General features: G+C 72.5%; 11 protein-coding genes, 3 tRNA genes and 1 riboswitch. Of the genes, 6 read left to right on the forward strand and 8 right to left on the reverse strand.

Going from position 1 to position 13,798, the window contains the following annotated elements; all coding sequences use genetic code 11:
• Nucleotides 1-78: 78 nt before the first annotated feature.
• Nucleotides 79-1,410 carry an MFS transporter gene (locus tag PYR91_RS17580; RefSeq protein WP_279780945.1) on the reverse strand — a complete coding sequence of 444 codons (1,332 nt, stop codon included), beginning with the start codon at nt 1,408-1,410 and terminating at the stop codon, nt 79-81.
• A gap of 111 nt (nt 1,411-1,521) precedes the next feature.
• Here PYR91_RS17580 and PYR91_RS17585 point away from each other — a divergent pair, with 111 nt between their 5' ends.
• Nucleotides 1,522-2,328 carry an SAM-dependent methyltransferase gene (locus tag PYR91_RS17585; RefSeq protein WP_279780946.1) on the forward strand — a complete coding sequence of 269 codons (807 nt, stop codon included), beginning with the start codon at nt 1,522-1,524 and terminating at the stop codon, nt 2,326-2,328.
• 13 nt (nt 2,329-2,341) lie between these two features.
• Here PYR91_RS17585 and PYR91_RS17590 read toward each other — a convergent pair whose 3' ends face one another.
• Nucleotides 2,342-3,154 carry an SAM-dependent methyltransferase gene (locus PYR91_RS17590; protein ID WP_279780947.1) on the reverse strand — a complete coding sequence of 271 codons (813 nt, stop codon included), beginning with the start codon at nt 3,152-3,154 and terminating at the stop codon, nt 2,342-2,344.
• A 221-nt stretch (nt 3,155-3,375) separates the two neighbouring features.
• On the opposite strand from PYR91_RS17590, the gene PYR91_RS17595 reads away from it, so the two are divergent.
• Nucleotides 3,376-3,726 (forward strand): hypothetical protein, encoded by a 351-nt coding sequence (locus PYR91_RS17595; RefSeq protein ID WP_279780948.1) that lies wholly within the window; start codon nt 3,376-3,378, stop codon nt 3,724-3,726.
• Between the two features lie 81 nt (nt 3,727-3,807).
• Here the strand turns inward: PYR91_RS17595 and PYR91_RS17600 are convergent.
• The 4 genes from PYR91_RS17600 to PYR91_RS17615 form a co-directional block, all read right to left on the reverse strand.
• A tRNA-Val gene (locus PYR91_RS17600) sits at nt 3,808-3,879 on the reverse strand.
• 21 nt (nt 3,880-3,900) lie between these two features.
• Nucleotides 3,901-3,971, reverse strand: a tRNA-Cys gene (locus tag PYR91_RS17605).
• 30 nt (nt 3,972-4,001) lie between these two features.
• A tRNA-Gly gene (locus PYR91_RS17610) sits at nt 4,002-4,074 on the reverse strand.
• A gap of 148 nt (nt 4,075-4,222) precedes the next feature.
• Nucleotides 4,223-4,879: an ACT domain-containing protein gene (locus tag PYR91_RS17615; RefSeq protein WP_279780949.1), complete on the reverse strand. Its 657-nt coding sequence runs from the start codon at nt 4,877-4,879 to the stop codon at nt 4,223-4,225.
• 228 nt (nt 4,880-5,107) lie between these two features.
• Here PYR91_RS17615 and dusB point away from each other — a divergent pair, with 228 nt between their 5' ends.
• A complete protein-coding gene (dusB, locus tag PYR91_RS17620; protein WP_279780950.1) occupies nt 5,108-6,220 on the forward strand; it encodes a tRNA dihydrouridine synthase DusB in 1,113 nt (370 codons plus the stop codon).
• Nucleotides 6,221-6,236: 16 nt separating this feature from the next.
• Here dusB and PYR91_RS17625 read toward each other — a convergent pair whose 3' ends face one another.
• Entirely contained in the window at nt 6,237-8,720 is a 2,484-nt protein-coding gene (locus PYR91_RS17625) for a DEAD/DEAH box helicase (RefSeq protein ID WP_279780951.1), read from the reverse strand.
• A 164-nt stretch (nt 8,721-8,884) separates the two neighbouring features.
• A riboswitch (cobalamin riboswitch) is annotated at nt 8,885-9,051 on the forward strand.
• Between the two features lie 48 nt (nt 9,052-9,099).
• On the opposite strand from PYR91_RS17625, the gene bluB reads away from it, so the two are divergent.
• The gene (gene bluB, locus PYR91_RS17630) at nt 9,100-9,720 is read left to right on the forward strand and encodes a 5,6-dimethylbenzimidazole synthase (protein ID WP_279780952.1); all 621 of its coding nucleotides are present in this window, start codon (nt 9,100-9,102) and stop codon (nt 9,718-9,720) included.
• A 120-nt stretch (nt 9,721-9,840) separates the two neighbouring features.
• On the opposite strand, the gene PYR91_RS17635 is transcribed toward bluB, so the two are convergent.
• The gene (locus tag PYR91_RS17635; protein ID WP_279780959.1) at nt 9,841-10,248 is read right to left on the reverse strand and encodes a nitroreductase family deazaflavin-dependent oxidoreductase; all 408 of its coding nucleotides are present in this window, start codon (nt 10,246-10,248) and stop codon (nt 9,841-9,843) included.
• A gap of 186 nt (nt 10,249-10,434) precedes the next feature.
• On the opposite strand from PYR91_RS17635, the gene PYR91_RS17640 reads away from it, so the two are divergent.
• Nucleotides 10,435-11,964: an SDR family oxidoreductase gene (locus tag PYR91_RS17640; protein ID WP_279780953.1), complete on the forward strand. Its 1,530-nt coding sequence runs from the start codon at nt 10,435-10,437 to the stop codon at nt 11,962-11,964.
• Between the two features lie 172 nt (nt 11,965-12,136).
• Nucleotides 12,137-13,516 (forward strand): cellulose binding domain-containing protein, encoded by a 1,380-nt coding sequence (locus PYR91_RS17645; protein ID WP_279780954.1) that lies wholly within the window; start codon nt 12,137-12,139, stop codon nt 13,514-13,516.
• The last annotated feature ends 282 nt before the right edge of the window (nt 13,517-13,798 follow it).

Here is a 13,798-nt window from a genome sequence, read left to right on the forward strand (position 1 = left end):
TCCGGCGTCATGACGGGCCGGTAAAGGACGCGGGTGAAGGCGCGTGAAGCGGCCCGGCGGACGGTGCGGGCGGGCGGCTCAGGTGGACGGCATGGCCTCGCGGGCGGGGTCGGCCTCTGCCCGGGGGACGACGCGCCGGCGGACGGCGAGGCCCAGGGCGACCACCAGCAGGCCGAAGACGCCCGACACCACGAACGGCCCGGCCGGCCGCCACGCGTCGTACAGGACGCCGCCCAGCGCGGACACGATCATGATGCCCGCGGCGCCGCACAGCGTGTGCACGCCGAACGCCGACCCGCGCACCTCGGCGGGCACCTGCTGGGCCAGCAGGGGGCCGGCGGTCGTGATGCCCGCGATCTCGCCCACGCCGATCAGGACGGCGACCACGATCATGCCCGTGCCGAGCGGGTCGGAGACGAGCAGCGTCGACAGGTACGCGGCCGCGGCGACGGCCTGGGCGATGATCACGAGGTTCTGGCGCGGCATCCGGTCGCCCAGCCAGCCGAACACCGGCGCGCACACCAGCGCGACCGTCTGCGAGATAGCCACCACCGAACCCGCCCTGGCCAGGGCCTCCGCGCTGGACATCCCGCGCTCGCTCGTGGCGTAGTCCACGATCCACAAGGTCATGAAGCCGACGACCACCGCGAGGTCGGCGCGTGCCACGAACGACGCCGCGTACGACAGCGCCACTCCGGGGTCGCGCGCGAGCACGACGCCCTCGCGCACCAGTCGGGGGAGCGGGACGCGCTCGTGCGTCCCGGCGACGGACGCGCGCGAGAGCGTCAGCCACAGCACCAGCGCGAGGACCAGGATCCCCCCGGCGATCAGCAGGAACGCCAGCCGCGTCGCCGCGACCGGCTCCAGGCCCTGCCTCTCCATGGTCTGCGGCAGCCGGGCCAGCAGCAGGACGGCGACCACCGCGCCCAGCCCGCCGAACACGCCGATCAGGCCGTAGGACTTGCCGCGGGAGCGGCTGCGCACGTAGTCGATCGCGATCGTGGACAGCATGGCGTTGATCGCCGCGACACCCAGTCCGAACACCACCCGCAGCGCGACCAGCACGGCGGTGTCGCCGGCGAACGGGAACAGCGCGCATCCGAGCGCGCACAGCACCAGCCCCGCGACCACGATGACGCGCCGGCCGAAGCGGTCGGCGAGCGCGCCGTACCAGGCCAGGCTGACGATCATCGCGAGCTCGGCGGAGAAGCCGAGCAGGCCCACGACCCTGCCCTGCGCGGACTCGGGCACGCCGAGAATGGTCGTCAGGATGTGCGGCTGTGTGGAAGGCAGAAAGGAGATCACCGCGGTTCCGGCGGTCGCCATCGTCAACAGCGCCCACATATTGCCTTTGGTGATGCCTTCGGCGAGCTGGGCGCCTAGTACGCGTCGCGGGGGGGCAGCGGCCATGAGAAGATCATGGCACTGTCCGCGGCGACGTAAATGCTTTTTGGTGAGAGATACGAATTATCCTTACCTGCAGCTAAGATCGTATGTGTGGCGCCCTAGGAGAGGAGAGCGATGAACCCCATCGCACTCGGTGGTGGCTTCGACCCTAATACTCCGAACGCGGCACGTATGTACGATTACTTCCTCGGCGGCAAGGACAACTTCCCGGCCGACCGGGCCGCCGCGGAACAGGTTCTTCGATTCGTTCCCGAGATCCCCATCGGCATCAGGGAGAACCGCGAGTTCCTCTGCCGGGCGGTGCGCTTCCTCTCCCAGCAGGGCATCCGCCAGTTCCTCGACATCGGCGCGGGCCTGCCGACACAGCGCAACGTGCACCAGGTGGCCGCCGAGCACGCCCCCGAGTCGCGCACGGTCTACGTCGACAACGACCCCCAGGTGCTCTCGCACGCCCGGGCCCTGCTGCAGGACAGCCCGCAGGTGCTCGTCGTGCGGGGCGACCTGCGCAGGCCGGACCGCATCCTGGAGGATCCCGACGTGCGGGCGCACCTGGACTTCGGTCAGCCGATCGCCGTGCTGCTCCTGGCCATCCTGCACTTCATCTCCGACGAGGACGACCCGGCCGGGATCGTCGCCCGGATCCGCCAAGAGCTGCCCCCGGGCAGCTACATGGCGATGTCCCACGTCACCGTCGACCAGCGCCCGCAGGCGGCGCCCGGGGTGCAGCAGGTGTACCAGAGCGCCTCGGCCCCGTTCATCGCGCGGATGTCCAGCGAGGTGCTCCCCCTGTTCGAGGGCCTGGACGTCGTCGAGCCGGGCGTCGTCGACCTGCACAGGTGGCGCCCCGAGCTGCCCGTCGTGGACCCCGCCCTGGAGCACGACAAGCCCTACTTCCTGTGCGGAATCGGCCGGGTGGGCTGAGGCGCCCCCGCCGTCAGGGCTTGCGGCCGACGCCGCAGATCGCGTCGACCTGCCGGCTGCCGTCCCCGATCTCGATGACGTCGGGCCGCCACGTCGTGGTGGTGACCACGCCCGGCTCCACCAGCTCCAGGCCCTCGAAGTAGGCGGCGATCCGCTCGGGGGCGCGCAGGTGGTAGGAGCTGGCGGAGTTGGCGTTGTAGACGGCGATGGCCTGGTTGAGGCTGTCGCTGGTGTCGGTGCCGTCGCTGAGCGCCAGGTAGCTGCCGGACGGCAACGCGTCCATCAGGCGGCGCACGATCGCCCAGGGGTCGTCCTCGTCGGACACCTGCCCGGTGATCCCCAGCATCATGAGCGCCACGGGCTCGTCGAAGTTCAGCGTGTGTGCCGCGCCCTCGATGATCCGGTCGGGGTGGCGCACGTCCTCCTCGATGTAGTCGGTGACGCCGGGCGGGACGCTGGTGAGCAGCGCCTGGGCGTGCACCAGCACGAGGGGGTCGTTGTCGACGTACACGATGCGCGACTCCGGGGCCACCCGCTGGGCGACCTCGTGGGTGTTGTCGGCGGTCGGCAGGCCCGTGCCGACGTCGAGGAACTGCCGGATGCCCGCCTCGCCGGCCAGGAAGCGGACCGCGCGCGCGAGGAAGTAACGCTGCAGGCGGGCCAGGCGCGCGATGTCGGGGAACATCCGCACGATCAGCTCCCCGGCCTCACGGTCGGCGGGGTAGTTGTCCTTGCCGCCGAGCAGGTGGTTCCACACCCGGGCCGAGTGGGCGACGCTGGTGTCGATGCGGGGCGCGGGCCCGGCGCCCGGGGTGGGCTCTGTCATGGTGCACGTCTCCGGTTCGGCGCGGCGGATCCTGGCTGGCTTCGGTCAGCGTAGCGTCTAACGCCGCTCAAGATCGGCCTATGTCGCCGGATCCGACACCCGGGAAACGCCTCCCGCTACCCCAAAGCATCACCAATCCCATCTTTGTATGAGATCAGAAGACTTGGACCGTTCTAAACTGCCGGTGATCCACACTCCGGGCGCGCGGGAGAGGGGGAGCGGTGGAAGACCTGCTGAGGCTGCTGGGGCTGGTGCGCAGGGTCCGCCACGAGGAGCTGAGGGCCGAGCTGGACCACTCGTGGGCGAAGGTCGCCGAAGCCCGCGCCGAGGCCGCGCGCTCCCGCGCGGAGGCCGAGAAGGCCTATGTCGAGTCCGAGCAGGCCCGCGCGGAGGCCGACCGGGCCCGGGCCGAGCTGGATCAGGCCCGCGCGGAGGCGGCACGGGCCCGCGCGGACGCCGACCGGGCGCGCGCCGCGGCCGCACAGGCGCGGGCGGAGGCGGCCCGGGCGAGGAACGCGGCCGACAGGGGCTGCCCCAAGGGTGAGAAGGCGTTCACCGAGGCCGGCCGCTGAGGCCGGCGGCCCCGGCCGACCGGGCGGCGCCGCACATGCGAAACCCCAGGCCGACACGGGGTCTGACCTGGGGATGAGGGGTGGGCGATACTGGGATTGAACCAGTGGCCTCTACCGTGTCAAGGTAGCGCTCTCCCACTGAGCTAATCGCCCTTGCTACTGCGTTCCGTGCCGAGGTGGAGACGGGATTTGAACCCGTGTACGCGGCTTTGCAGGCCGCTGCCTCGCCTCTCGGCCACTCCACCAGGCGAGGCCGTCGCGTACAGACCTCTCCGAGCGGACGACGGGATTCGAACCCGCGACCCTCACCTTGGCAAGGTGATGCTCTACCAGCTGAGCCACGTCCGCGTGCCGTCGCGGGGCGGTGAGGCGCCCGCGGGGACGAGACGGAACTCTAGCGGGTTTTCCCGTGCCTGCCTAACCGGACGGGGGATCCGTCGCCGGTCGTGAGGCGGCCGCACCGGGCGCCGGGGCGGGGCGGCCGCCCCGCGCGGAGTCACCCGGCGGTGCTGCCCCGGAAGGTGCGGGCCACGCTGCGCTCGACCGCGGGCAGCGTCAGGAAGATCTCCAGGATGCGGGTGAGCCGGTGCACCTCGATGCGGTGGAACGGCGGGCCGTCCGCCCGGGCCAGCATGAACGTCATCGCCAGCGGCGGCAGCGGGGCGGCGATCAGGTGCACGCCGCCCTCCATCGAAGACGCCTCGGGACGGGGCGGGGTGACGGGCGGGAAGGTGATCTCCTTGGGCGCGCGCCAGCTGGAGTGGACCAGCGCCCGGGGCGCCCGCTCGGTGGCGGCGGCGGCCCAGTCGGCGCTGAACAGCACCGGGACGGAGTCGATCAGCGTGGCCAGGGCGCGGTCGCCGGCCGTGGTGATGTACTTGAGGATCTCCAGCTCCGGGTAGGTGCCCGCCGCCTCGCGGGTGCCCCACACCCCTTCCACCACGACCTCGGGAACGCTCTCGATGCTCCGCACGAGGTTCTCGCGGGGCGCCAGATCGGGCCAGTACACGGTGAAGTCGTCCACGGCCCGGCCGTCGCCGCGTTCGAGCACGACGAGCTGCGTGATGTCGGCGCCCGCGATGCCCAGCACACGCGTCACCTGGCCGAGCGACCCAGGCCGGTCGGGAAGCGAGATACGCAGGCGCAAGAGCATCCCAGCCTCCGATGTGACGTACGTCGACCCCGCCAACCAGATTAGCTGGCCGCCCCGGCCCGGGGCCAAGCGGCGGGCGGATGGCCTGACCAGCGGCTATCGCGCCCCGGCGCGACGGGCCGGGGACGGCGACCGCGCGGCGTCCGGCCCCCGCCGGCCCGGCGGCACCCCCGGGCGGGGGCGGAAGGCGGTTCACGCCCCCTGCGGCGGGTCGGGTAGAAAGGGCGGGTGAAGATAGGCGCGATCGAGGTGTGGCCGCCCGTGGTGCTCGCGCCGATGGCGGGCGTCACCAACGCGCCCTTCCGGGCCCTGTGCCGCGAGCAGGGCGGCGGCCTCTACGTCTCCGAGATGATCACCACGCGCGCGCTGGTCGAGCGGAACGCCAAGACCTTCGCGATGATGCGGTTCGCGCCGGGGGAGTCGCCCCGGAGCGTCCAGCTCTACGGCGTCGATCCCGAGACCGTCGGCAGGGCCGTCCGCGTCGTCGCCGACGAGGGGCTGGCCGACCACGTCGACCTCAACTTCGGCTGCCCGGTGCCCAAGGTGACCCGCAGGGGCGGCGGCTCGGCGCTGCCGTACAAGCGCGACCTGCTGCGGCGCATCCTGCGCGCCGCGGTGGCGGGCGCCGGCGCCCTGCCGGTGACGATGAAGATGCGCAAGGGCATCGACGACGACCACCTCACCTACCTCGACGCCGGCCGCATCGCCGTGGAGGAGGGGCTGAGCGCGGTGGCGCTGCACGCCCGCACGGCGGTGCAGCACTACGGCGGCACGGCCGACTGGGACTCCATCGCCCGCCTGAAGGACGCCGTCCCGGAGATCCCCGTGCTGGGCAACGGCGACATCTGGAGCGCGGACGACGCCCTGCGGATGATGCGGCGCACCGGCTGCGACGGCGTGGTGGTCGGGCGGGGCTGCCTCGGCCGCCCTTGGCTGTTCCGCGACCTCGACAACGCCTTCCACGGGGTCGCCGCCCGCGCCCGGCCCTCGCTCGGCGAGGTCGGCGCGACCATGCTGCGCCACGCCCGCATGCTGGCCGAGACCTTCGGCAGCGAGACCCACGGCGTCCTCGACTTCCGCAAGCACGTCGGCTGGTATCTCAAGGGCTTCACCGTCGGCGCCGAGCTGCGCCGCGACCTCGCCACGTCGGGGTCGCTCGCCGAGCTGGCCGAGCGCCTCGACCGCCTTCCCGGCGACCAGCCGTGGCCCGGCGAGGCGGCCGACGGCCCGCGCGGCAAGGCCGGCGCCCGCGAGCGCGTCCACCTGCCCGAGGGCTGGCTCGACGACCCCTACGACGGCGCCGTGCCCGTGGGCGCCGAGCTCGACTCCTCGGGGGGCTGAAGCCCCGGCGACCGCGTCAGAGGCGGTTGAGGGCGATGACGTGGATCACGGCGCGGCCCTCCTCGTCGGAGGCGGCCAGGTCGACCTGGGCGCTGATGCCCCAGTCGCGGTCGCGCGCGGGGTCGTCGAAGACCTGGCGCACCCGCCACAGCTCCTTCTCCTCCTCGATCAGCAGGAACGAGGGGCCCCGCGCGTCCGGGCCGGTGCCGAGCTCCTCGTGCTCGGCGAAGTACGCGTCCAGCGCGTCCTCCCAGTCGATGTCGGCCAGCTCGCGCAGCTCCTCGTACCGCTCCAGCGCGGCGAGTTCGACCATGCGGAACATGGCGTTGCGCACCAGCACGCGGAAGGCGCGGCGGTTGGCGGTGACCGGCCGGGTGTTCTCGTCCAGGCCCGGCCGCTCCAGCTCCTCGGTGGGGTTCTGGAGCTGCTCCCACTCGTCGAGCAGGCTGGAGTCGACCTGGCGCACCAGCTCGCCGAGCCATTCGATCAGGTCCTGGAGGTCCTCGGTCTTCATGTGGTCGGGCACGGTGCGGCTCAGGGTGCGGTAGGCGTCGGCCAGGTAGCGCAGCACCGTGCCCTCCGACCGGGCCAGCTCGTAGAACTGCACGTACTCGCCGAACGTCATCGCCCGCTCGTACATGTCGCGCACCACCGACTTGGGGCTCACCGCGTGGTCGCCCACCCAGGGATGGCCCTGGCGGTAGGTCTCGTACGCGCCGAACAGCAGGTCCTGCAGGGGCATCGGGTAGGTGACGTCGGCCAGCAGCTCCATGCGCTCCTCGTACTCGACGCCGTCGGCTTTCATCTCGGCGACGGCCGCGCCGCGGGCCTTGTTGAGCTGGGCGTGCAGGATCTGGCGCGGGTCGTCCAGCGTCGACTCCACGATCGACACGACGTCCAGCGGGTAGGTCGGCGACTCGGCGTCCAGCAGCTCGAACGAGGCCAGGGCGAACGTCGACAGCGCCTGGTTGAGCGCGAAGTCCTCCTGAAGGTCCACCGTGAGGCGCGCCATCCTGCCCTGGTCGTCGGGCGCGCTCAGCTTCTCGACCACGCCGCCCGCCAGCAGCGAGCGGTAGATCGCGATGGCGTGGCTGATGTGCCGCCGCTGCGCCCTGCGCTCCTCGTGGTTGTCGGTGAGCAGGCTCTTCATCGCCGCGAAGCAGTCGCCGGGCCGGTTGATCACCGCCAGCAGCATGGCGTTGCTGACCTTGAACCGGGAGTTCAGCGGCTCGGGCTCGGCCTTCTGTAGCCGGTCGAAGGTCTCCTCGCCCCAGCTCACGAACCCCTCGGGCGCCTTCTTGCGCACGACCCTGCGCCGCTTCTTGGGGTCGTCCCCGGCCTTGGCGAGCGCCTTCTCGTTCTCCACGACGTGGTCGGGCGCCTGGCAGACGACGTAGCCCAGCGTGTCGAAGCCCGCCCGCCCGGCGCGCCCGGCGATCTGGTGGAACTCGCGGGCGCGCAGCAGGCGCACGCGGTTGCCGTCGTACTTGCTCAGAGCGGTGAACAGCACCGTGCGGATCGGCACGTTGACGCCGACGCCCAGCGTGTCGGTGCCGCAGATGACCTTCAGCAGCCCCGCCTGGGCGAGGCGCTCGACCAGCCGCCGGTACTTCGGCAGCATGCCCGCGTGGTGCACGCCGATGCCGTGCCGCACCAGCCGGGACAGCGCCCTGCCGAACTTGGTGGTGAACCGGAAACGCCCGATGAGCGCGGCGATGGCCTCCTTCTCGGCCTTCGTCGACATGTTGACGCTCATCAGCGCCTGGGCGCGCTCCATGGCCGCCGCCTGCGTGAAGTGCACGACGTACACCGGCGCCGACTGGGTGGACAGCAGCTCCTCCAGCGTCTCGTGCAGCGGCGTGGTGCGGTAGCTGTAGTACAGCGGGACCGGGCGGGTCGCCGAGCGCACCACCACCGTCTCGCGTCCGGTGCGCCGCTTCAGGTCGGCCTCGAACCGCGTCATGTCGCCGAGCGTGGCCGACATCAGCACGAACTGCGCCTGCGGCAGCTCCAGCAGAGGCACCTGCCAGGCCCAGCCGCGGTCGGGCTCGGCGTAGAAGTGGAACTCGTCCATCACCACTTGGCCGACGTCGGCCCGGGCGCCGTCGCGCAGCGCGATGTTGGCGAGGATCTCGGCGGTGCAGGCGATGATCGGCGCCGAACCGTTCACGGCGGCGTCGCCGGTCATCATGCCGACGTTCTCGGTACCGAACATCGCGCACAGGTCGAAGAACTTCTCCGAGACCAGCGCCTTGATCGGCGCGGTGTAGAAGGTGCGCCTGCCCTCGGCCAGGGCCGCGAAGTGGGCGCCGGCCGCGACCAGGCTCTTTCCCGAGCCGGTCGGCGTCGAGAGGATCACGTTGCTGCCGGAGACCACTTCGATCAGCGCCTCCTCCTGCGCCGGGTAGAGGGTCAGCCCGCGCTGGGCGTTCCACTCGACGAAGGCCTCGAAAAGGGCGTCGGGACTGGTGTCCTGCGGGAGGTGCTGGAGGAGGCTCACATCCCCATACTGCCGAAGGCCGCGCCATGGTCGGGCCACGGCCACGCCTCGCGGGCCCGCGCCGCCCCCCGGCGGCCGTCCCGGGCCGAACGCCGATCTTCCGCGATCCCGCGTGAACGGCGACGGCGGCGGTCGGCTAACGTACTCGGCGGCGAACTGTTGCGAGGTGCCCCGCCCCGGCGGGGAGAATCGGGAAGCCGGTGTGATTCCGGCACGGGCCCGCCGCGGTGACCGGGGAGCAGCCACCCACGCGCGCACGCGCGGCCACTGGCCCGTGAGGGCTGGGAAGGCGGGTGGCCCAGCGTCGATCCGGGAGTCCGAAGACCGGCCTCGCGCCCACAGCCCCGGCACGGGGCGTTCACGCAGCGGGAGCCTGCCCATGGACAACCGGCTTTACGACGTCATCCACCGCCGCCGTGACGTGCGCGCGCAGTTCACCGGCGCGCCCGTCCCCGACGAGGCGCTGCACCGCATCCTGTCGGCGGCCCACGCGGCGCCCAGCGTCGGCCTCTCGCAGCCCTGGGACTTCGTCCTCGTGCGCGACCCCGCCGTGCGGGGGGCGTTCCACGAGCACGTCCAGCACGAGAGGGCGGTCTTCGCCGCCACCCTCGACGGCGACGCCGCGCGGCGGTTCGCCGGGATCAAGGTCGACGGGGTGCTGGAGTCCACGCTGTCGATCGTGGTGACCTACGACCCCGGCCGCGGCGGCCCGGCCGTGCTCGGGCGGCACGCCATCGCCGACGCGGGCCTGTACTCGGTGTGCCTGGCCATCCAGAACCTGTGGCTGGCCGCCACCGCCGAGCGGCTCGGCGTCGGCTGGGTGTCGTTCTACCGCGAGCCCTTCCTCGGTGAGCTGCTCGGCCTGCCCACCGGGATCCGCCCCGTCGCGTGGCTGTGCCTGGGGCCGGTGAGCCACCTGGAGACCACGCCCGACCTCGAACGGCACGGCTGGCGGCGCAGGCGGCCCCTGCGGGACGCCGTCCACCACGACCGCTGGTGACCACGGCCGGCGGCCCGGCCGCCTCGTCCCCGGCGCGACCCGCGCCGGGGACGGGCGGCCTGGGCGGCGTCGCCCGGAGAACTCCCGGGCCTCACGCCGGCGCCCGGGCCGCCCCGTGCCTCACTCCTTCACGCGCTCCAGGACGACCACGGGGATCTCGCGGTCGGTCTTGGTCTGGTACTCGTCGTACTGCGGCCAGGTGGCCGTCATCAGACGCCAGAGCTCGGGCTTCTCCTCCGCCGACGCGGTGCGGGCGCGGGCGCGGAACTTGTCGCCCTTCACCTGCACCTGCACCTCCGGGTCGGCCTGGAGGTTGTGGTACCAGTCGGGCGAACTCGGGTCGCCGCCCTTGGACGCCACGATCACGTAGTCGTCGCCGTGCGGCTGGTAGATCAGTGGCGTGGTGTAGGGGCGCCCGGACTTGCGACCGGTGGTGGTCAGCAGCAGGGTGATCGTGCCCTGCCAGTCGTGCCCCTCCTCGCCGTCCGTCGCCTGGTAACGATCGACATGCTCCTTGCCGTACAGCAATCCGCTCACCCTCTCGACGAGTCCTTCTCCGAGGAGCTACCCGCAAATCCGGGTTCTCACCGGTGAGTCGGGAGGGGCCCCCGCGATCGGCGGGGAAGGCGGGCGTCCCGCGAAGGCGCGTCGGCGCGCCGGGTGGCCGCATCCGGGCGGGGCACGCCGTACGAAGGAGCCGTCGGGGGTGGTGAGATGGCGCGGTGCCTGGTGACCGGCGCGACCGGCTACATCGGCGGGAGGCTGGTGCCCGAGCTGCTGGGCGCGGGACACGACGTGCGGTGCATGGCGCGGTCGGCAGCCCGCCTGCGCGACCAGGCATGGAAGGACCGGGTCGAGATCGTGGAGGCCGACGCGACCGACGCCGAGCGCACCCGGGCGGCGCTCGAAGGCGTGGACGTGGCCTACTACCTGATCCACACCATGGCGGCCGGCGCCGACTTCGCCGAGCGCGACCGCCGCGCCGCGACGACGTTCGCCGCGGCGGCCCGCAGGGCGGGCGTGCGCCGCATCGTCTACCTGGGCGGCCTGACCCCGGGCCGGGCCGGCGGGGCCGGGGAGCGGGCGTCCGGCGAGCCGTCGGCGCACATGCGGTCGCGGGCCGAGGTGGAGCGCATCCTGCTCGACTCCGGGGTGCCTACGGTGGCGTTCAGGGCGTCGGTGATCATCGGCTCGGGCTCGGTGTCCTTCGAGATGCTGCGGTACCTCACCGAGCGGCTGCCGGCGATGACGACGCCCCGCTGGGTCCGCACGCGCACCCAGCCCATCGCGATCAGGGACGTGCTGCGCTACCTCGTCGGCGCCCTGGACATCCCCGAGGGGGTGAACCGCGGGTTCGACATCGGCGGCCCGGACGTGCTGACCTACGCCGACATGATGCAGGGCTACGCCGCCGCGGCCGGCCTGCCGCCCCGGTTGATCGTGCCCGTCCCCGCGCTCACGCCCAAGCTGTCGAGCCTGTGGGTCGGCCTGGTGACCCCGGTGCCGGCCGGCGTCGCGCGGCCGCTGGTGGAGTCGCTGCGTGACGAGGCGGTCTGCCGGGAGCACGACATCGCCCGGTACGTCCCCGACCCGCCCGAAGGCCTCGTCGGCTTCCCCCGGGCGGTGAGCCTGGCCCTGCAGCGCATCAAGGAGGCCGACGTGGCCACCCGCTGGTCGTCCGCCTCGACGCCCGGAGCCCCGAGCGACCCGCTGCCCACCGACCCCGACTGGGCCGGCGGCAGCCTCTACGTCGACGAGCGCACCGCGGTGGTCGACGCGCCGCCCGAGGCGCTGTGGCGGGTGATCGAGGGCATCGGCGGCGACCACGGCTGGTACTCGCTGCCGCTGGCCTGGCGGCTGCGCGGGCTGCTGGACCGCGCCGCCGGCGGCGTCGGCCTGCGCCGGGGCCGCCGCGACCCTCTGCGGCTGCGGGTCGGCGACGCGCTGGACTTCTGGCGCGTGGAGGAGATCGAGCCGGGGCGCCTGCTGCGGCTGCGCGCCGAGATGCGCGTCCCCGGGCTCGCCTGGCTGGAGCTGACCTGCCGCCGGGAGGACGGCCAGACGGTCTACTGCCAGCGGGCGATCTTCCACCCGCGCGGCCTGTTCGGCCACCTGTACTGGTGGTCCCTGTACCCCTTCCACGGGCTGATCTTCGGGGCGATGCCGCGCAACGTGGCGGCGGCCGCGCTGGCCGAGGCCGGCGGACGGGGGCCGAGCGCCGAGGCCCGTCCGGCGCCGGGGTGAAACTTTCAGCGTCCTGCCTGGTCCAGCGCCTGCTCACAGCCGGGTCGCCGGCGAGGTGATCCGCCGGGCGCTGTGCGGCCGGTCGGCACCGGCCTAGTGTCGCGAGAGATTGGGAGCGCTCCCACAGCCCTTCCCCGGTGCGTTCCCGCCGTCTCTTCCCCCCGGAGTCGACATGAAGCGCCGAGCACTGCGGGCCGTCACGGCCGCCATCACGGCCCTGGCCCCGATCCTGCTGATGGTGGTGATCGCCGGTCAGGCACACGCGGACACGCTGATCTGCGAGAAGTACGGTGCGACCACCATCGCGGGCGGCAGGTACGCCGTCCAGAACAACAACTGGGGTGACGACACCCGGCAGTGCATCAACGTCACCTCGACCGGCTTCACCATCACCGAGGCCAGCCACAACAAGCCGCAGAACGGCGCCCCCGGCTCCTACCCGTCGGTCTTCGCCGGGTGCCACTACGCCAACTGCACCTCCGGCAGCAGCCTGCCCATGCGGGTGACCGACAGCAGGTTCTCGACCATCCAGACCAGCGTCAGCATGACCTACCCGTCCTCGGCCGGGGTGTACGACGCCGCGTACGACATCTGGTTCGATCCGACGGCGCGCACCGACGGGCAGAACACCGGCGCCGAGCTGATGATCTGGCTGAACCACACCGGGCAGGTCCAGCCGGTCGGCTCCCGGGTCGGCACCGTGAACCTGGCCGGCGGCACCTGGGACGTATGGTTCGGCAACATCGGCTGGAACGTCGTCTCCTACGTGCGCACCGCGTCGACCAGCTCGATCAGCTTCTCGGTGAGCACGTTCTACAACGACATGCTCAGCCGCGGCTACGCGCAGAGCTCCTGGTACATCACCAGCGTCCAGGCGGGCTTCGAGCCCTGGGTGGGCGGCACCGGCCTCGCCGTCAACAACTTCTCCTACAGCGTCGGCGGCGGGGGCGGCGGCGACACCACCGCGCCGAGCGCCCCGGGGAACCTCACCGCCACCGGCGTGACCTCCAGCCAGGCGAGCCTCTCGTGGCGGGCGTCCTCCGACAACGTCGGCGTGACCGGCTACGACGTCTACCGCAACGGCTCGGTGGTCGGCACCGCGACCGGCACGACGTTCACCGCCGCCGGCCTGTCGCCGTCCACCGCCTACACCTTCTGGGTGCGGGCCCGCGACGCCGCGGGCAACGTCTCCAGCCAGTCCAACACCCTCACGGTCAACACCCCCGGCGGAGGCGGCGGGAGCGGCGCCTGCCGTGTCTCCTACGTCAAGAACGAGTGGTCCGGCGGCTTCACCGCCAACGTCACCGTGACCAACACCGGCACGGCCGCCGTGAGCAACTGGACCCTCGCCTTCACCTTCCCCGGCACCCAGCGGATCACCAACTCCTGGAACGCCACCGTCACCCAGAGCGGAGCCGCCGTCACCGCACGAGGCAACTCCACCATCCAGCCCGGCGCCACCGCCAACTTCGGCTTCCAGGGCACCTGGACCAACAGCAACCCCAACCCCACATCGTTCACCCTCAACGGCGCCACCTGCACAACCGCCTGACCCCGCTGACGGAGGGGCCGGATACGGACGCCGTACCCGGCCCCTCGCGTACCCGCCGCCCTCGTAGCGGCTCTGAACGTTCGCGGTGGACGCGCCGAACCGCACCGTCTAGAACGTCCAGGGTGCGGCTGCCCCGGACCGCACCGTTCTCGCCGAGCTTGCGCGGCCCATCACCGGGCACCACGTGCGCGGCCTGCCAAGGTCACCACCTGGGCGGCCCGCCACCGGTCATCGCGTGCGCGGCCTGCCACGGTCACCACCTGGGCGGCCCGCCACCGGTCA

Source organism: Sphaerisporangium sp. TRM90804 (assembly GCF_029846175.1).
GTDB lineage: Bacteria > Actinomycetota > Actinomycetes > Streptosporangiales > Streptosporangiaceae > Sphaerisporangium.